Consider the following 19519-nt stretch of genomic DNA (forward strand, 5'->3'; position numbering starts at 1 on the left):
GCATAACTCGACATAATTGGGTTGTGATAGTTGCGTGTCTCTTAAAAAAGAGTAAACATATTTCAAAAACCCGCCCTTATCAGCGGGTTTTTCTCGTTAAAGCGCGCCACATATTTTAACTTGGTGCCTTAGCAATAAAATCAACAAGCTAAAGAATAGAAAAATACAATACTCATAAAATTATCTTAATAAAGGATTGACAATGAACAAGACAAAAACATGGTTTATTTGGTGGCTACTGCCTATTTACGCAGGATGACAAAGTACCCTTAAATAAACTCTATAGAAGTATTCAACATGACTAAAATATTATCACCTAGAACCGTATCACCTAATAATTTATCTGATAAAAACAGTACTACAACAGCTGTGCATACCATTGAAGATAGTAGTGACTATCAAAATGATCCATTAAGCGTTTACCAATTATTATGTCACCAAAAACAACATAATCTCTTATTAGAATCAGCCGAAATAGATAAAAAGCATTTGTTAAAAAGCTTATTATTAACCGATGCGGCCGTTAAAATTGTTTGTAATGGCCACACGGTCACTTTTTCTGCTTTATCTCTTAATGGCGAAAACGCTCTCGATTTTGCCGCAGCTCAACTGCAACCTCATGCTACATTAACTATAGATGATGAGGGGAAGTCATTTACGGCAACCTTTAGCGAAGTCGCTACCGACCTTGATGAAAAAACACGCTTAAGTGTTACTAATCCATTACACAGTTTACGCTTATTTAATCAACTCACTGATGATAAAAGTCACCCCTTTGCGGTATTTTTAGGCGGCGTTTTTGCTTTTGATTTAATGGCAATCGCTGAGCAGTTACCAGAGGTTGATGACGGTGATAATACTTGTCCAGACTTTGTTTATTACTTAGCTGAAACGCTAGTGATTATTGACCATGAAAAACAAAGCACTGATATCATAGGTAATATTTTTAATTGCAGTGATACTGAAAAAGCTAAGCAAAGCAAGTTGACGATCACTAACCGTGTGGCACATATCAAAAAAACACTCGCTAGCGCAATAGATGCTCAGCAAGTATCCCCCTTAAGCCCTTCATTTGCTGATATTACTAATGAACAGGCCTTTAATGAACAACTACAAGTTGATATTAGTGATCAGCGCTTTTGTGACATTGTTGAGCAACTAAAAGAAAACATTCGCGCTGGCGATATTTTTCAAGTGGTGCCCTCTCGTACCTTTAGCTTACCTTGTTTTGACTCAATCGCTGCTTACAAGGCACTTAAGCTTAGCAATCCTAGCCCTTACATGTTTTACCTCCAAGATAGTGATTTTTGTATTTTTGGCGCCTCACCAGAATCAGCCTTAAAGTATCAGGCCAGTAGTCGCCACGTAGAGATTTATCCAATCGCAGGCACGCGCCCGCGAGGCTTCGATCAACAGGGAAATATTGCTTTAGATTTAGACAGCCGCATTGAATTAGAACTAAGACAAGATAAAAAAGAGTCGGCTGAGCACATTATGCTGGTTGATTTAGCACGAAATGACATTGCGCGTGTTTCACAGCCAGGTACTCGCTACGTAGCGGAGTTACTAAAAGTTGATCGTTACTCTCATGTTATGCATCTAGTTTCTAGGGTCTGTGGTACCTTACAAACCGATTTAGATGCATTGCACGCTTATCAAGCCTGCATGAACATGGGCACTCTTTCAGGGGCACCTAAAGTTAAAGCCACCTCACTTATTCGAACGGTAGAAGGCAAAAGACGCGGTAGTTACGGCGGCGCTGTTGGCTACTTAACCGGCACGGGTGAAATGGATACCTGTATTGTTATTCGCTCAGCTTTTGTTAAAGATAATATGGCGCAAGTACAAGCTGGTGCCGGCGTAGTTTTTGACTCTGACCCCATCAGTGAAGCCAATGAAACCAGGCAAAAAGCACAAGCAGTAATTAGTGCTATTGTAACGGCTAATGCTACCGCAAAAACATTAGCTAATTCCCCAGCAAAGGAGCAAGTTCATGACTAAATTATTTATGCTCGATAACCTAGATTCCTTTACTTATAACCTAGTTGATGAGTTTCAGTGCTTAGGCTTTGAGCCAAGTGTTTATAGAAACACGCTCAGCGCAGATTTTATTTTTGAAAAAATGCTTACCCATACCGAGCAAACAGCCGAGCCGGTATTACTTGTTTTATCGCCAGGCCCAGGAGAGCCAAGCAACGCTGGTTGCTTAATGGCGCTGATTGAAAAATGTATTGGCCGTATTCCTATGCTAGGTATTTGTTTAGGTCATCAAGCCTTAATAGAGCATTATGGGGGGAAAGTAGACCGAGCAGAAGAAATTGTTCACGGTAAAGCATCAAGTATTACTCATACTGGCTTTGGTCCTTTTGAAGGTATTAAAAGCCCTTTACCCGTTGCCCGTTATCACTCATTAATAGGCACAGATATACCCACAACGTTAGAGGTTATTGCCGACTATAACGGCATGTGTATGGCTATTAGTAATGACAAGGATGCGGTGTTAGCGTTTCAATTTCATCCTGAGTCAATATTAACCACCTTTGGTACACCGTTATTATCACAAAGTCTACAGCATCTGCTGGCGTTAGCACCTTCACTTAGTACAAGTCTTAATACTAATCATAGTAATAGCGTTAGTGCTAACGTTAGCGGGGAGTAGCATGACAAATTTACACGTAACAAGTTCTTCACCAATGAGTTCATCGACAATGGACAGCTCTGTAATGAATAGCAACAATATAGACAAAACTGATATAAAAAATATTTTACCCGCCTTAGTAGACGGTATTGATTTAAAGCAGGCACAAAGTCATGATTTTTTTCAGCAAGTACTGCAAGGTAATATAGCGCCAGCGTTAATGGCTAGTGTATTAACAGCACTTAAAATAAAAGGTGAAACACCGGAAGAAATTGCTGGTGCTGCCATCGCTATTCGAGCGGCCGCTACGCCATTTCCTCAATACGGCAATGATGAAGATGCACCAGGCGAGATTATTGCTGATTGTGTAGGTACTGGTGGTGATGGTGCTAATACGATTAATATTTCAACAACAGCGGCTATTCTTGCTGCAGCTTGTGGCTTAAAAATGGCAAAACACGGTAACCGAAGTGTTTCAAGCATGTCTGGCTCTGCTGATTTACTTGAGGCATTAGGTGTTAACTTATCGATGTCACCTGAGACAGCAAAAGATTGTTTAACGCAAACTAATTTATGCTTTTTATATGCGCCTGCTTATCACTCTGGCTTTAAACACGCAGCGCCTGTAAGAAAGGCGATGGGCATTCGCACACTATTTAATATTTTAGGACCGCTAGTTAACCCTGCAAAACCGTCGATTATGTTATTGGGCGTGTACACACCTGAGTTATTAACCCCCATCGCTCAAGCATTACAACTTACGGGTGTTAAACGTGCTTTTGTCGTTCATGGTAGTGGTCTTGATGAAATTGCCTTACATGGTAAGACCCAAGTCGTTGAAATTAAGGATGGTCTGTTAATTGAGCGAACTATTGTTCCACAAGACTTTGGCTTAGACAGCTATTCTCTTAATGATATTAAAGGCGGTACGCCCAGTGAAAATGCCAATATCATTAAAGACATCTTATCAGGTCAAGGAAAAGAGGCACACAACGCTGCTGTTATCATTAACTGCGCCGCATTACTTTATTTACATGATAAGGCTGACTCACTGGCTCAAGCTGCGCAACAAGCTGCTAAAGTGCTCGCTTCAGGTAAAGCCATGGTGACATTATCGTCATTAGTAGCACTTTCAAATGAAAATCCTAATACGACAACATACGACAATAAAGGTTGAAAAATAATATGCACTCAACTATGAATACTTCAACGATAAGTACATCAACGCTAACTACTTCGGCAACTAACGCTGAAAAGAATATTTTAGAGCAAATTGTTGATGATAAGCGCATTGAAATCGCCGCATTAAAGATAGCTAAACCTTTAACAAGCTTTATTGATGACTTAGTCCCTACCACGAAAGATATGTATGCTGCTTTAACCAAAACAGCGGATAAACCTTATGCTGGTTTCATTCTTGAATGTAAAAAAGCATCGCCGTCTAAAGGTTTAATTCGCGCTGATTTTGATGTCAAAGCCATCTGTCAAACCTATGATAAATACGCCGCGGCTATCTCAGTGCTAACCGATAAAAAATATTTCCAAGGTGATTTTGACTATTTAAAAACCGTGACTCAGTCAGTAAAGTGCCCGGTACTCAATAAAGACTTCTTTGTTGACAGCTATCAAGTTTACTTGGCCAGACATTATGGCGCTGATGCGGTTTTACTTATGCTGAGTGTGTTGTCCGATGAAGAATATATTGAGTTATCGGCTGTGGCCAAGCGATATAATTTAGCTGTTTTAACCGAAATATCTACCGAAGAAGAGCGTGACCGAGCTATTAGGCTCAACGCCAAAATGATTGGTATCAACAATAGAAACTTACGTGATCTTAGTACTGATATAGCACGTACCTTTGACTACGCACCGACATTACCTGACGATACCATTATTATTTCTGAATCGGGCATTACCACCAATGCTCAAGTACGAGAATTAGCGCCAGCAGTAGATGGATTTTTAGTGGGCAGTTCGTTGATGGATCCGCAAAACAATCGGTATCAAGATATTGATTTAGCCTGTCGAAAACTCATTTATGGTAATAATAAGGTCTGTGGTTTAACGGATAAAAAATATGCTAGTGCTGCCGCTGATGCTGGCGCACGCTTTGGTGGTCTTATTTTTGCTGAGAAGTCACCACGTTATGTTACTAAAGCACAAGCAGCAGACATTATTAAAGCAACACCAAAATTAGAGTACGTGGGTGTTTTTGTTAACCATGATCGCGCGACAATCATCGATTTAGTAAAGAGCCTTAACTTAAGCGCTGTTCAGCTTCATGGTAGTGAGGATAGCCAGTATATTGAAGCGTTAACCGCTGAACTTAGCGCTAACAATTGTAATTTTTGCCAAGTATGGCATGCCAGCCCTGTAATACAAAGCGCTCCCTTGCTTGCTGCCAATGTCAGTCACCATGTACTTGACGGACAAAGCCCTGGCAGTGGTAAAGCATTTGACTGGCAAATATTAGCGTTAAGCGAGCAAAACTTATCAACTAGCTTTTTAGCCGGTGGCTTAAACAATGACAATATTGCCCAAGCGCTCATACAGTTAACTCATCTAGATTTATTTGGCTTAGACCTAAATTCAGGTGTAGAAGATAGCCCTGGCATTAAATCAAGTGAAAAGTTAACACAAATATTTTCGAAAATTAGGAATTATTAACATGTCTGATACAAAACAGAACACTTCTCAAGAGAGCATACAAGTGAATAACTCAACTAAACAACGCTTACCCGCCTATTTTGGTGAGTTTGGTGGTATGTATGTTGGTGAATTATTAGTACCTGCACTAGAGCAATTAGAGCAAGCTTTTATCGAATCTCAAACCGATGAAGCTTTTTTAACGGAGTTCAATAATTTATTAACAAACTATGCTGGTCGACCAACACCATTAACCCTGTGTCGTAATATTGTTAAAAACCCTCTCGCTAAAATTTATTTAAAACGTGAAGATTTATTACACGGTGGCGCCCACAAAACTAACCAAGTATTAGGTCAAGCCTTGCTCGCTAAACGCATGGGTAAGACTGAAATTATTGCTGAAACAGGCGCTGGTCAGCACGGCGTAGCAACTGCCATAGCGTGTTCATTACTAGGTTTGAAATGTAAAGTTTACATGGGCGCAGTGGATTGTGCGCGACAACAGCCGAATGTTTTTCGTATGAAGTTAATGGGCGCAGAAGTTATTCCTGTCACTGCGGGCTCAGGCACACTAAAAGACGCCGTCAATGAAGCGCTACGAGACTGGTCTGCTAATTATGAAAAAGCACATTACTTACTCGGTACTGCTGCCGGGCCTCACCCTTTTCCAACTATCGTACGTGAATTTCAAAAAATGATTGGTGAAGAAGCTAAAGCACAGCTTTATAAAGAAGAAGGTCGCTTACCTGATTACGTTATTGCCTGTGTTGGTGGTGGTTCAAATGCTATTGGTATGTTCAACGACTTCATTAAAGAAGAAGGCGTAAAGCTTATTGGCGTTGAAGCGGGTGGTAAAGGTATTGATACTAGCCAACACGGCGCTACGCTTGTAGCAGGCACCAAGGGCATGCTACATGGTAACTACACCTATATTATGCAAGATAAATCGGGGCAAATTGAAGAGTCTTATTCTGTTTCAGCGGGTCTTGATTACCCTGCTGTTGGTCCGCAACATGCCTTTTTAAAAGATACTAACCGCGCACAATATGTGCCCATTAATGACGATGAAGCTTTAGCAGCATTTCAAGCATTAGCCTTAAATGAAGGTATAATCCCTGCGCTTGAGTCATCACACGCGCTTGCTCAAGCACTAAAAATGGCCGAATCTGCTACCCAAGAAACTATTTATTTAGTCAACCTTTCTGGTCGTGGTGATAAAGATTTAGCCCATGTACACGCTATTCTTTCCCCAGAAGACGCCTTATCAACTAACAACGTTAAACACAGAGGAGAGGCATAATGTCAAACTCAACTATTGCACAAGCAGGTGCGCGTTATCAAACATCTTTCGCTGCTTTAACAGCAAAAAATGAAGGGGCTTTTATCCCTTTTGTCATGATAGGCGATCCTAATGCTGAGCAATCATTTGCCGTAATAAAAAGTTTAATTGATGCCGGCGCAGATGCATTAGAGTTAGGCATTCCTTTTTCTGATCCCAGTGCTGATGGCTTAACTATTCAACATGCCGCGCTACGCGCTTTAAAAGCTGGCGTTAACACCGATACTTGTGTTGATATATTACAGCAAGTGCGCGCCTATGCCCCGCACATCCCCATTGGTTTATTACTTTATGGCAACTTAGTTTTTGCTCGTGGTATTGATACTTTTTATCAAAATATGAGTGACGCTGGCGTCGACTCGGTTCTAATAGCCGATATCCCTTTAAGAGAAAGTGAGCCCTTTCGTCAAGCGGCATTAAAATACGGCATTGCCCCTATTTTTATTGCGCCACCTAATGCCAGTGATGAAACATTACGTAGCGTAGCGTCATATTCTCGTGGCTATACTTATGTATTAAGTCGCACCGGCGTAACCGGCGTAGATAGTGCTAAAAGTCCACAAGACACAGTGGCTAACACGGCAAATACCTTAATTGAACGTTTAACACAATATCATGCCGCACCACCCGTTTTAGGCTTTGGTATTTCAACACCACAGCAAGTGAAAGATGCACTTAACGCTGGTGCATTAGGGGCCATTAGTGGCTCTGCTGTTGTTAAAATTATTGAAGATAACCTAGCTGACCATAATAAAATGCTCAGCGACTTAACCTGCTTTGTTGGTGAGATGAAAGCGGCAACCAAATAAGGCGTGGTTTTATACTGACCATGAGTAAGCAAAAGGGGCAACTATACTGCTCCTTTTTTGTGAGCTTTTTATATTTTGAGCTCTGAAAATAAAGTGTCAGATATAAAAAATGCGACTCATTGAGTCGCATTTCTATAACTAGCTTATACGGTGCATCCTGCACACATACTTAATGCTCTCATCTCTTCCCTGAACAACTATCCCTAGCATTTCCTTTATATCCGTTATGAGCCCATTCATATGCTCACTTAATCCTTTTAGGTAACGATTAGCTTCCCTGTCTATCATCCATAATAGTGTATTCCTGACTTTGGTTTTCCTCACCAAGCCGCATCCCTGTTTATTATCCCTAGTGGCATCCTACCACTTAGCTTTATCCTTAAAGCCTCCTTGTTAAACCTTTTTTAAGTAATACCTTAATACTATTTAAAAATAAAACATCCTGCTTTAGGTTTTAGCGTCTAGCTGTTATTAAAGTACATATCCTTTTGCACTTTCTTCGATACCTTTACTCAGTACCTTATTTAGTACAAGTATCCTTACCTGCCTCTTCCATGAATAGCATCCATACCTCAAGCTTTATACATCCACTGTAACTAACGCTTGCTAAGTTATTATTACCGTCCTCGGTAAATCCTACTGTTACTAAATATCCTTTAAGTAACTATTATGTCCTTATGTGCACAAAAAAATATGCTGAAGCGTCCTGCCTCTTGTCTTCCTAACATTATTAATAATACGCTAAATATCTCTTATAGGGTCTTGTTACCAGTCAAAACAATAATGTAAATAGAATGTAACTTGGTGTTTTTTTTATTTGCTGTTATTAATCAATAGGTTATTTTTATAATTCACATAACAAGCTTATAAATGCCAATATATCTCACAGCAATGTAAGACATGTCTTACAAAAAAAATAGCATTTAGCTAGTTCTGCTTTATTGCCATGTTCTGGTTACCTCACTCATCTCATCAAACGCTAATTCAAAATCAACTAAAATAGCCTGTGTAGTGTGCAAATCCCCCTGTTGATAGTGTGACTTTATAGCATGGGCAATTGAATGAACTTTATGATGAACTTGTTCTAATCGTTCAATACCTTCCCTTGCAAAAAGTTGCTTTGTTTTTTCACGTGCTATCCAATTACCACAGTGACAATAATGACTATCAATAATAGGCCAATATGTAACACCATCAGATCCCTCTGATACTTTTTCAGTTAACTTGTCTTTCCATTGTCGACTCAATATTTTAAATATGGCTAAACTATTTTCTTTATTACTACGAGACTTATTGCCACAAAGTAGCCAGTCTTGGTTAGCAATATAGTGTCGTAACCAGTAACTAAACTCACTAGCAGGCATAGGCGGCGCAACCTCATAGCCTTGCGCTTGTTCGCAGCCCATCATTAATAACATTAAACCATGATTTTTACTTTCAACACCTTCAGCAATCACATTACGGCTAAATGATTGAGTTAAGGCAATAACGCCCTCAATAATTGAGTAATCACTGGGATCATCGAGCATATCCCGAACAAAGCTTCGATCAATTTTAATGGTATCAACGGGTAAACTTCTCAAGTGAGTCAACGATGAGTAGCCAGTACCAAAGTCATCTAAGGCAAAGCTGACGCCCAAACGCTGTTGGCAGGTTTTAATAATGTCAGTAATAATAGAAATATCGCCTAAAGTCGAGCTTTCCAATATCTCTAATTGTAAGTATTGACTATCAATAGTGGGATATTTAGTTAAATTATTTTTAAGTACGTCAAAAAACATAGGTGACAATAAATGGTTTGATGAAATATTAATACTCATTTGAATAAGGATATTATGCTGCTGCCACTGAGTAAGTTGCTGTAGTGCTTCATTTATAACCCATTCACCAAGCTTGTTTTCTAATGGTGTATCATCAATAAAGGGTAAAAAGTCGAGTGGTTGAATCAGCCCTTTATCAGGGTGAAGCCAACGTATTAAGGCTTCAACGCCAAAAACATCACCGGTAGTCATATTAACTTTGGGCTGATAATACAGCTCAAACTCATTATTAGCTAACGCCTGTTCAATTTCTTCAAGTTGGCTATTTTTTTGAATAATAAGTTGGTCATAATCAGGATTATAAAGCTGAGTACGATGTTTACCTGCCAATTTAGATTGATACATAGCATGGTCAGCATGACGCAATAAAGTGTCAATATCGCTGTTATCAGAAGGATATAAAGTGACGCCACTAGAAGCGGTAATATTATGTTGAACACCATCAATATCATAAGGTTGTGCTAGTGATTGGTGAATACGATCCATAGTCACTTCATATTGTGATGCTGATTTTAGATCATTAAGTAATATGGCAAACTCGTCGCCACCTTGACGTGAAACGGTATCCTCTTCCCTAATGCACTCGGTAATTCGCTTTGCAACTTCAATTAACAAACGGTCACCAACATCATGACCATAGTTATCATTGACGGGTTTAAAATCATCTAGATCTAAAAAACAAATAGCGAGTTGATGACCCGTACGTATACTATGAGCAATAGCATGGTGAAAACGGTCAACAAATAATGCACGGTTAGGTAGTTTAGTCAATACGTCATAATGAGCCATTAATTTGAGTTGCTCTTGCTGACGTTTTAAATCGGTAATGTCAGAAAAAAGGCAAATATAATGCGTTACTTTACCCTCATCGTTTTTTAATGATGAGATAGAAAGCAGCTCGGCATAAAGATCGCCTTGCTTTGATTTGTTCCATACTTGACCTTGCCAATGACCTTGCTCCGTAACCGCTTGCCACATTGCTTGATAAAAGTTAGCACTGTGCTTACCTGATCTTAAAACGTGTGGTGTTTTACCAATCATCTCCTCACGGTTATAACCGGTTATATCACTAAAAGCTGGATTAACATCAACGATAACCTGTTCTTCGTTAGTGATCATAATAGCCTCATGAGTATTATTAAAGACCCTAGATGACAGCTGTAGTTTTTCTTCGGCCAACTTTCGTTGATTGATTTCTATTCTAAGCGCTGTAGTTGCTTCACTTATTTTCTCTTTAAGCTTACGAGGTCTATCCATAAGAGAATAACAAAGCAGCGCGGCTATTAGACTACTAGGTAGAGTTAACCCCCAATACCAAGATGAGTGAAAAAATCCCGCGATATGATTACTTTTTTTTTCAGTAACCGCTATTTGCCATTGTGCATTAGGTAATCGTATAGTGCTTTTTGCGATAGGATTTTCAAAAACTGCTGCCTCACCAAAAAAAACATCTCCTTGTGCGCCTAAACCATCCTTACCTCGTATAGCTAGGTTAAAATCTTTCATTAAATTAACAACTAATGTATCTTCTAATAAGGATTTAATATCAATTAATACCGTAGCAAATCCCCAAAAATTTGCTTGTTGGTCATTAATCCCAGGAAAAAAAATAGGTCGCCTTGCCGTAATAGCCTGCCCTCCCTGGATCAAATCCATTGGTCCTATAATAAGATAGCTATTATCTTGAATAGCTTTTAAAGCCAATTGACGACGTCTAGGATCGGTAAGTAAATTGTGTCCTATGACTTGTTTATTAAATTCAACATCCGTGACATAAGTCACAATACCGTCTGGAGCTAGTTGAAGGCTGACAATACCTGTTAAATCATTTAAAAGTAATGAAGTGAAATTATTAAAGTCTTCAACTGAAAATGTTTTATGGGTGTAAACAAAAGCACGTAAACTACTTGTTAAGTTTAAGCGAACTTCCATTGAAGAAGAGATAACACCGGCAATATCGTTAATTCTTTTTTCTGCCGTAGTGCTACGTGATTGTAAAGCAGACTTTAATTCAACGTGATAGAGCCAAAAAGCCACAAAAAAAATCAATGAGAAACAGCATAAAGCGCTAATTAATGGCAGAGCATGTAAACCAAAAAAGCGCTTTTGCTTTTTGCTTTTACACTGGTTAACTGCATTGTTATTTTTTTTAGCTTGCATATTCATCCTTAAGTAACTTAATAGTGAATATATTTTTTAATGGTTACCCTAAACAAGTGAATAGAGCATCAAAGATCCATTTATGCTTAATTTGTTACTATGAATAATTCCCCTCTAAAAAGCAAATTAGTCATTTAATAACATTGATGAGCGATGTTAGTTACCGTAATGTTAACGCTATTTTTATGCTTAGCTTTAATTAATTTTATAAAGAAGCGTTAACTAAAGTTAATTAGTTTAGCTGGTTTAGCTGTATTAACTATGTTGTCAGCATAGTTAATTTTAGCAGTAAAAGAGAAGCCGCGTTTTACCCTGAAAGGATTAATAGTGAACACAGCAACTAATGTAAAGTTGCTTTGCTAAAGTAGATGGGAATAAATACAATCGAGACTTATCTACTCAGTTATGACTTATTTATAGCCATTAAATGCATGCTAATTGTGGTAATGTTATTATTTTGAATAGTCCTCACCATTACCTGTTTCAGCTAATTTACCGTTAATAAACTGTAAAAACGTACACTCATCTTTAGTCGTTAAACCATCTTTATGTTTGCGTTGCGTTCGATAATATAAAACACGTATGGTGTTTTCTGCTTCAGCATACGTTTCAGAAAAATCAGCCACACCGAGTTGCTCTTGTGTATCGATAAAAGAAGTACCCAATTGTATTTGCGCTATTTTTTTACGATTTTTATAAGCTCTGTCTTCACTATCACTCACAAAGCCATTCTCTATGCCATCATCATTTATTTTAATAACACACCCAGATAATGTCATTGCTAATGGCGTTACAATCAGTAAAGCGATCATCGTCTTTTTAATCGTTAATTTTTTCATGGTCAATCTTCCTTAGCTGTACAATGTAATTGTTATAAAAAGTAATCTTTTTCATAACAGCAAAAAACTAGCCATAATCATAAGTCATTGAAAAATAAACAACTTAAAAAGCAGAGAGAGGAATTACAAGACATCGTTAGTGATATTGGCTAAAATATAGTTAAATTAATTAACATTATAATAGTAACTAAAATGACAATTACCGATGAAATTTTAATCTGCGCCAATCAATTAGCCAACACAGGCAAAAAGCCAACCGTTGCCTTAGTTAAAGCAAAATTAACGCAAAAAGTGCCATTAGCCACGTTAATTACTACACTTAAAAATTGGCAACATCAGCCAGATTTTATCGCCTCTGATACCCCTGATACGGCCGTTAACGAAGGTCAGGCTATAAAAGACAGCGCAGTGTTACTTCAGCCTGTACTTAATGCTTTACTTGCCAATAATAGTGTAATAGAAAAAATGATTCAGCAATCACTAACCGCTGAGTTAATCACGATAAAAAATGAGCTCAGCGAAATAAAGTCATTGGTACATAGCTTAACCGAGCAACTTGCTAAGCAATAATTCAACTTTATCATACGCTCATTAGTTAGCGCTCATTAAGCAGTATGGTGTTAATTGACTAATAAAATCAACAAGTGAATCGCTGAGTTTTTTATGCGGTTTACAGCCTACTTGTTCAACCCAAACCTCACCGCTATGGTTATCAACCGAAATAATCATATCTTCTTCATCGGTTACCGCAAAAAAAACCGTTTCAGCTTGCTTGAGCCGTTGCTTCATTAAAATATGGCCAATGATGTTCTCTTGTAAACGTGCAAAGTCATCTTTATTCCAAGCAAAAAGCAGTGATAACTGTCCCTCATCACAACTAGCTTCAATATCACCACTAAATATAGTAGTAAAATAGGTTTTAATATCTGGGTGTAACTCCAGGTTTAATGCCGACTCAACATTGGCAAAAGACAATTCTTCGTCATTAGTCTTGGTTAATAAGTCTGGCGTTATAGCCACTGGCTGCCAATAATAGTGATGCTCATCGTGTTGACCTTGTTCACAAGGTGATAGCCACTGCTTATCATGCTCTGTTGTAGGTAGGTGTCCAACTTGTGCAATATACTGCTGGCTATAGTTGTTACTAAAGGTTAAAAGCATTTGCGTTAAAGTTTTATTTGTAGCTGTCATATAAAGAAAAATCCTTTAAAATAGCAAGATACTAGCTCACTACTGAAAAAATTATGGCCAATTATCAAAATGCGACTGAACTCAGTAATTTAACACTGGGTAAAAACACACAATATTGCAGCGAATATACCGCAGATTTGCTACAAGGAGTACCTAGAAGTTTAAATAGGGACGACTTAGCGCTAAATCAAAGTAACTTACCTTTTCTTGGTGAAGATGTTTGGTATGGCTATGAGCTTTCTTGGCTCAATGAGAAAGGTAAGCCAGTCGTTGCCGTCGCTGAATTTCGTTTTGCTTGCACCAGTGAAAATATTGTTGAGTCAAAGTCGTTTAAACTGTATTTAAATAGCTTTAATCAAACTCGCTTTAACAGTGTAAAAGAAGTAGAAGAGCTGTTAATTAAAGACCTGTCTGCCATCGTGGGTTCTCCAGCAAGGGTAAGTTTATTTGGTGTAGATCACTGCCCCGCTTTAGAGCTTGTTAAAAGTAACGATAAGCATATTTGTATTGATGGGGAAGATATTAGCATTGAGAATTATGAATATAACTCACAATTACTCGCTACCGCACAAAACAAAAAAGAAGACACGGTTATTGAAGAGCACTTAGTGAGCCATTTATTAAAATCTAATTGTTTAATTACCAATCAGCCCGACTGGGCAAGTGTCTACATTCATTATCGTGGCAAAGCGATAGATCATGGGACATTGTTGAAGTACTTGATCTCTTTTCGCCAGCATAATGAATTTCATGAACAATGCGTTGAAAGAATTTACTGCGACTTACAGCAACTTTGTCAGCTCGATGAATTAACCATCTTCGCCCGCTACACCAGACGCGGTGGCTTAGATATTAATCCATTTAGAAGTAGTCATATTGAACAAGCTCCGTTTGCTAGAACATTGCGTCAGTAACTTATCGCAAATTTTTAATACACAAAAGATGCCTAAGCTTACTTACTATGTTTGGGCGTTTTTATTAATAGATTTACTGGATTCATTTTTGCGAAAAATAGACTCCGTCTAGCCTTACAATTTTTTCTGAGAATTGGCCTTCACTAGGTATAATTCTGAACTTGTTTATAGGTAATTCTACCCTAATATTATCTTCATAGCGTATGAATACTATATAGAGTCCGCATGAAACCATACATAGAACAATAAAAGTTAAATAAATTTATATCTATCACTGATAAATAACGTTTTTATGTTATAAATTGTCTTATACTAAGAAAAATAAAAATGGTAAAGGCGTTATCTAGATAATTAGCAAAATAAAAAGAGCGCGTTAACAAATCACTCGTTTTTATTCTCTCACTTTTTATTGACATATTTTTATTACCAGACTTTTTATTAACAGATGATGTTATAGCTTAAGGATTAATAGGTTTTATGAATGATAGTTCTGTGGCCCAAAAGCAACTAGAGGCCCTAAAAAGAAAGCTTGATAACGCTATCGAGTCTCGTAGTTCATTAGAAGATAGCTTTACTGTGCAATCTACACTGCTCATTCAATTTATTAGTAAGCTATCGCTTATTTCTAAAGGTATAGACCTAGAGTTAGACAATCGTTTAGCGCAATTAAGAACCTTATTCACTAAATCAGCGCCCTTTACAGAGATAGAAGAAAAAGTCACTGCTATTACTAAGTTATTACAACAACATAGTGTCACCAATCAACAAAAGATCGCTCAGGTACACCAGCAATTTACCCAGTCAGGCGAAAGTTTACAAAAAATAAAGGGCTTACCTGATAATTTACGCAGGGATTTACGCCAATTATTGCAAGAAACAAAAGACAGTAAAGATGTATTAGTACAATACATGCCTTTACTGGGTCAGTTGTTAAGTTTTTATCAGCAAGCATTAACAGCAAAGCAAACACCTAAAATACAAGGTCTATTGCAAACGCCACCCGCTATGACAAAGCAAGATAAGTCGTCAAACGATCAGTCAACGGAACTGCTAACTAAAACAGCGAGCACAGCAGGTGCAATAATATTTGATAGTAATATCATTGAAAAAATATCAGTATCGTTAAATTCATTACCCTTATCTAAAGAGCATACTAATGATTTATTGGTCATTAAAAGAAAGCTAATCGCGGGACAATCAAATGATGAAATACTTCATCATTTAGTAGAAATATTTGATGTTATTGTCGCTGATTTTAAAAATGAAAAAAACAGCGCTGAACGTTTTTTAACGAGCTTGAGTGCAACATTAAGCACAGTTCAAGGTACAGTAAAAGAAACAATTGCGGCACAACAAGATTCTGAACTGATTCATAAAAAGATTAATCATAAGTTACATAATCAATTAGCAGATATGAACACTAGTGTTGAAAAAGCGCTATCCTTAAATCAAGTAAAAGACGACATTAACGAGAAGCTGCAATTTATTGTCAGTACGTTAGAGCAAAAAACAAAATTTGAACAACAAAATCATAATAATTTAGTTGGTAAACTCAATAACATGTCTACAAAAGTTCAATTACTTGAGCAACAAAGTAAAGTATTTGAAGAAAAACTTGCTGATCAAGAAAGAAAGAGTATGCAAGATGCGCTAACCAAACTCGCTAATAGAGCCGCTTTTGATGACTACTTTGCTAAATCCCTAGTTAGCTTTCACCGCAAGGTTTTTCCACTAGCTATTGTAGTGATCGATATTGATGACTTTAAAAAAATTAACGATACCTACGGCCATGCTGCTGGTGATAAAACATTACAAGTCATAGCCAATTCACTGGTAAAAAATGTTAGTAAAGACGCTTTTGTAAGCCGTTATGGCGGCGAAGAGTTTGTCTTAATTTATTCAACCACCGAACAAGAAGCATTAATAGCCGAACTGAACTTGCTGAATAACTATGTGGCTCGTTTACCCTTTAAGTTTAAGAATAATAGAGTGAGCATAACGCTATCAATTGGCGCTACGCATATCAAGCATGATGATAATATTCACCTCGCTTTTGAGCGCGCTGACCAAGCAATGTACACAGCTAAAAAACAAGGCAAGAACCAAGTCGTTTATACACAATAATCACTAAATCAACTCTTGTGCAAGCGCTTGTTGAATCAGTGCTTTTCACGCATCAAAATTTATTGTACTCGTCCCCATATATAGATATATAGCATAAAAGGAGTAAGTTATGCATATCCAAATAAACCCCGTTGGCAACATGAATCTACTATCACAGTCTGAAGTAGATCAGTTACAACACTCTGTTAGTAGTGCATTATATAATCTTTACCGTAGTTGCTCTCTTGCCGTACTTAATGCCGGCTCAAACACTGATGATGCAGAAGCAATTCATCAACAATACCACTCGTTTGAAATACACGTATTAAGACGCGAGCGTGGCGTTAAACTCGATTTGATAAACCCACCAACAGATGCCTTTGTCGATGATAAAATTATTCGAGGGATCCGAGAGCATCTTTCAGCGGTATTACGCGATATTTTATTTATGCATAGCCGCTATAAAACGATGCCAACCTCGTCACAAGGTATAACCGACGCGACCTTTGATATATTAAGAAACGCTAATATTATTTTACCTGAAACAGAGCCTAATTTAGTAACATGTTGGGGCGGTCATTCAATCAGTCATGATGAATACAAATATACTAAGGCGGTAGGTTATCAGCTAGGTTTACGCGGTTTTAATATCTGTACGGGTTGTGGTCCTGGGGCGATGAAAGGCCCAATGAAAGGCGCAACTATTGGTCATGCTAAACAGCGTATTAAAGATGGCCGCTATATTGGTTTAACAGAGCCTAGTATCATTGCCGCAGAGCCTCCAAACCCAATCGTGAATGAACTGGTGATAATGCCAGACATTGAAAAGCGCTTAGAGGCTTTTGTGCGTATATCACATGGTATTATTATTTTCCCTGGCGGAGCGGGCACTGCTGAGGAGTTACTTTATATTCTGGGTATTTTACTGCACGAAAAAAATGCGGTTCAACACTTCCCTATAATTCTTACTGGTCCAGCTAATGCGATTGAATACTTTAATGAAATAGATGCTTTTATTGGTGCTACGCTAGGAAAAAAAGCGCAATCGTTATATAAAATAGTGGTTGATGACCCGGTGAAAGTTGCTCAATTGATGAAGAGCGATCTTGATCAAGTACTTGCGCACAGAAAATCAACAGGCGATGCTTTTCATTTTAACTGGTCACTTGTGATCGCTGAGGATTTTCAACACCCTTTCGAACCATCACATGATAATATGGCTAACTTAAATATCAGCCATGAACTCCCTACCGCTGAACTTGCCGCTAATTTACGCCGCGTTTTTTCAGGTATAGTCGCTGGTAATGTCAAGTATAGCGGTATTAAAGCAATACGTGAATTTGGCCCTTTTCATATTTCTGGAGATAAAAAAATCATGGCATTAATGGATAAACTACTGGCTTCATTTGTAAGTCAACATCGCATGAAGTTGCCTGGGAATAAGTATATTCCTTGTTATAAAGTAATAGAGCATTAACATTGAGCGCTCACTTACTACTTATTGATGCGCTGAATCTAATACGTCGTGTATATGCAGTGCAAGAACGTCCTTTTATGCAAATAAAACGACAAGATAATGATGAGTTATCAGCGAGCACCCAAGCCCAAGTACTTTTTAATACCCAAAACAATTGTGTCAACGCGTTAATAAAGATCCTCGGTCAGCATAAACCAACGCATGCGCTAGCCGTATTTGATAGTCAACAACCTTGCTGGCGCTATCAATTGTTTGAAGGGTATAAACAAGGCAGAAAAAAGATGCCTGAACACCTAGCTGATAAATTAGTCGACATACAAGATGCCTTTATGGAACAAGGTGTTGACTCGTTAACCTCTGATGAAGATGAAGCAGATGATCTTATTGCTACCTTAGCAGTAAAAATGGCGCTTCATGGTCAAAAAGTCACTATTATCTCTACTGACAAAGGCTTTCTCTCATTACTTCGCCCTAACATTCATATTTATGATTACTTTAGTCGTCGTTACTTGGACGAAGCATATGTACAAAATAAATTTAATGTAAAGTCTGCTCAACTCATAGATTTCTGGACATTAACTGGCGATAATACCAATAAAATTGAAGGTGTTAGTGGTATTGGCCAGGTCAATGCAGCTAAATTACTTAATCAATATGGCTCATTAAAAGCAATACTTAGCGCGACAGATTTAAAAACGTCTATTAAAAACAAGCTACATGAAAGCTTAACGCAAATGAATTTAGCAACAACCTTATTAACCTTAAAACAAGATATCCCTTTAGGCTTTAATTTGAAGGATATTCGCTTCACAGCAACCGCTCAAAATCATGACAATATCATTGCTATTAATACGCAAAGACGCTAACTATGAATAATAAAGTAATCATCAAAGTACTATTAGCGCTACTTTTTTATGGCTTTTTTGTTGCGCTAGTGGTTATTTTTTATGATGACAGCCCTGATAAAATGACATGGAATGATAGAGAAGCTTATAATCGCCAATTTATTGCAAAAATAAAAATAGACACATTTACTTTTGAAAAGGCACTATCTCATTTGGGTAGCCCCGATATAACCGAAGCGATAACGATAGATAACATAAATTATCAAGTGATGTTTTACCGCACCCAGCATGTAAAATCAGATGGCATTACTACACAAGATGAGTGTACTTTTTTATTCTTTATTAACGGTATGCTCAAAGAAATTGGCTTAGGTAATAATTATCCTAAGCAATGGGGTATTATTACTCACCATCATTAACACAGCTTAGCAAGCGCGGCAATTATAGACTAAAGTCAGATTGATACTCACTCAGTAACTCTCTACTATCATCTGTAAAATTATAAGTAGAGGCACTTGTCGCTGCTATATTAATAAGGTTCAAGCTCGCATAGATAGGGTTGCCATGATATAAAGCACACCAAAATAAAGTACTGGCTTTAATCGCTAGACTTTACTGGAAAATATTTTTCTTACTATGCGTTACAGGCATATCGTCGTTAAAGAAGTACAACATTAACTGACGATGTATTATTTTACAGTAATACTTCAAAGTATTATGACATAACAAGGTGAACTT

General features: G+C 37.7%; 15 protein-coding genes. 12 read left to right on the forward strand and 3 right to left on the reverse strand.

The features are described from left to right. Positions 1-297: 297 nt before the first annotated feature. From FCS21_RS13800 to trpA, 6 genes are all read left to right on the forward strand, one after another. Positions 298-2001 (forward strand): anthranilate synthase component 1, encoded by a 1704-nt coding sequence (locus FCS21_RS13800; protein ID WP_138624131.1) that lies wholly within the window; start codon positions 298-300, stop codon positions 1999-2001. Beyond that, complete coding sequence (locus FCS21_RS13805) at positions 1994-2659, forward strand: aminodeoxychorismate/anthranilate synthase component II (RefSeq protein ID WP_138624132.1); 666 nt, start codon at positions 1994-1996, stop codon at positions 2657-2659. The genes FCS21_RS13800 and FCS21_RS13805 overlap by 8 nt, the downstream gene beginning before the upstream one ends. 64 nt (positions 2660-2723) lie before the next feature. Then, a complete protein-coding gene (gene trpD, locus FCS21_RS13810) occupies positions 2724-3815 on the forward strand; it encodes an anthranilate phosphoribosyltransferase (protein ID WP_371287246.1) in 1092 nt (363 codons plus the stop codon). A gap of 20 nt (positions 3816-3835) precedes the next feature. Next, on the forward strand, positions 3836-5305 hold the full coding sequence (trpCF, locus tag FCS21_RS13815) for a bifunctional indole-3-glycerol-phosphate synthase TrpC/phosphoribosylanthranilate isomerase TrpF (RefSeq protein ID WP_138624176.1): 1470 nt from the start codon (positions 3836-3838) through the stop codon (positions 5303-5305). A 1-nt stretch (position 5306) separates the two neighbouring features. Continuing rightward, positions 5307-6584, forward strand: a complete 1278-nt coding sequence (trpB, locus tag FCS21_RS13820) for a tryptophan synthase subunit beta (RefSeq protein ID WP_138624133.1) — start codon at positions 5307-5309, stop codon at positions 6582-6584. Further along, positions 6584-7432: a tryptophan synthase subunit alpha gene (gene trpA / locus FCS21_RS13825; protein ID WP_138624134.1), complete on the forward strand. Its 849-nt coding sequence runs from the start codon at positions 6584-6586 to the stop codon at positions 7430-7432. The genes trpB and trpA overlap by 1 nt, the downstream gene beginning before the upstream one ends. A gap of 938 nt (positions 7433-8370) precedes the next feature. On the opposite strand, the gene FCS21_RS13830 is transcribed toward trpA, so the two are convergent. Beyond that, positions 8371-11412 (reverse strand): EAL domain-containing protein, encoded by a 3042-nt coding sequence (locus FCS21_RS13830; protein WP_171035714.1) that lies wholly within the window; start codon positions 11410-11412, stop codon positions 8371-8373. Between the two features lie 452 nt (positions 11413-11864). Beyond that, the gene (locus FCS21_RS13835; RefSeq protein ID WP_246047260.1) at positions 11865-12251 is read right to left on the reverse strand and encodes a DUF3192 domain-containing protein; all 387 of its coding nucleotides are present in this window, start codon (positions 12249-12251) and stop codon (positions 11865-11867) included. A 192-nt stretch (positions 12252-12443) separates the two neighbouring features. Here FCS21_RS13835 and FCS21_RS13840 point away from each other — a divergent pair, with 192 nt between their 5' ends. Then, complete coding sequence (locus FCS21_RS13840) at positions 12444-12821, forward strand: hypothetical protein (protein ID WP_138624136.1); 378 nt, start codon at positions 12444-12446, stop codon at positions 12819-12821. 21 nt (positions 12822-12842) lie between these two features. Here the strand turns inward: FCS21_RS13840 and syd are convergent, their stop codons facing one another. Continuing rightward, positions 12843-13442: a SecY-interacting protein gene (syd, locus tag FCS21_RS13845; RefSeq protein ID WP_138624137.1), complete on the reverse strand. Its 600-nt coding sequence runs from the start codon at positions 13440-13442 to the stop codon at positions 12843-12845. A gap of 53 nt (positions 13443-13495) precedes the next feature. Here syd and queF point away from each other — a divergent pair, with 53 nt between their 5' ends. From queF to FCS21_RS13870, 5 genes are all read left to right on the forward strand, one after another. Beyond that, a complete protein-coding gene (gene queF / locus FCS21_RS13850; protein ID WP_138624138.1) occupies positions 13496-14356 on the forward strand; it encodes an NADPH-dependent 7-cyano-7-deazaguanine reductase QueF in 861 nt (286 codons plus the stop codon). Positions 14357-14833: 477 nt separating this feature from the next. Next, a complete protein-coding gene (locus tag FCS21_RS13855) occupies positions 14834-16480 on the forward strand; it encodes a GGDEF domain-containing protein (RefSeq protein ID WP_138624139.1) in 1647 nt (548 codons plus the stop codon). A gap of 109 nt (positions 16481-16589) precedes the next feature. Then, positions 16590-17936, forward strand: a complete 1347-nt coding sequence (gene ppnN / locus FCS21_RS13860) for a nucleotide 5'-monophosphate nucleosidase PpnN (protein WP_138624140.1) — start codon at positions 16590-16592, stop codon at positions 17934-17936. A gap of 2 nt (positions 17937-17938) precedes the next feature. Then, positions 17939-18802: a flap endonuclease Xni gene (xni, locus tag FCS21_RS13865; RefSeq protein ID WP_138624141.1), complete on the forward strand. Its 864-nt coding sequence runs from the start codon at positions 17939-17941 to the stop codon at positions 18800-18802. A 2-nt stretch (positions 18803-18804) separates the two neighbouring features. Then, the gene (locus FCS21_RS13870) at positions 18805-19200 is read left to right on the forward strand and encodes a DUF3192 domain-containing protein (RefSeq protein WP_138624142.1); all 396 of its coding nucleotides are present in this window, start codon (positions 18805-18807) and stop codon (positions 19198-19200) included. Positions 19201-19519 lie beyond the last annotated feature (319 nt).

The organism is Colwellia ponticola (assembly GCF_005885605.1).
GTDB lineage: Bacteria > Pseudomonadota > Gammaproteobacteria > Enterobacterales > Alteromonadaceae > Colwellia > Colwellia ponticola.

Excerpts from the sequence above, each read along its gene's own strand:
- FCS21_RS13800 (WP_138624131.1), top strand. The coding sequence starts at position 298 with ATGACTAAAATATTATCACCTAGAACCGTATCACCTAATAATTTATCT.
- FCS21_RS13805 (WP_138624132.1), top strand. The coding sequence starts at position 1,994 with ATGACTAAATTATTTATGCTCGATAACCTAGATTCCTTTACTTATAAC.
- trpD (WP_371287246.1), top strand. The coding sequence starts at position 2,724 with ATGAATAGCAACAATATAGACAAAACTGATATAAAAAATATTTTACCC.
- trpCF (WP_138624176.1), top strand. The coding sequence starts at position 3,836 with ATGAATACTTCAACGATAAGTACATCAACGCTAACTACTTCGGCAACT.
- trpB (WP_138624133.1), top strand. The coding sequence starts at position 5,307 with ATGTCTGATACAAAACAGAACACTTCTCAAGAGAGCATACAAGTGAAT.
- trpA (WP_138624134.1), top strand. The coding sequence starts at position 6,584 with ATGTCAAACTCAACTATTGCACAAGCAGGTGCGCGTTATCAAACATCT.
- FCS21_RS13830 (WP_171035714.1), bottom strand. The coding sequence starts at position 11,412 with ATGCAAGCTAAAAAAAATAACAATGCAGTTAACCAGTGTAAAAGCAAA.
- FCS21_RS13835 (WP_246047260.1), bottom strand. The coding sequence starts at position 12,251 with ATGAAAAAATTAACGATTAAAAAGACGATGATCGCTTTACTGATTGTA.
- FCS21_RS13840 (WP_138624136.1), top strand. The coding sequence starts at position 12,444 with ATGACAATTACCGATGAAATTTTAATCTGCGCCAATCAATTAGCCAAC.
- syd (WP_138624137.1), bottom strand. The coding sequence starts at position 13,442 with ATGACAGCTACAAATAAAACTTTAACGCAAATGCTTTTAACCTTTAGT.
- queF (WP_138624138.1), top strand. The coding sequence starts at position 13,496 with ATGGCCAATTATCAAAATGCGACTGAACTCAGTAATTTAACACTGGGT.
- FCS21_RS13855 (WP_138624139.1), top strand. The coding sequence starts at position 14,834 with ATGAATGATAGTTCTGTGGCCCAAAAGCAACTAGAGGCCCTAAAAAGA.
- ppnN (WP_138624140.1), top strand. The coding sequence starts at position 16,590 with ATGCATATCCAAATAAACCCCGTTGGCAACATGAATCTACTATCACAG.
- FCS21_RS13870 (WP_138624142.1), top strand. The coding sequence starts at position 18,805 with ATGAATAATAAAGTAATCATCAAAGTACTATTAGCGCTACTTTTTTAT.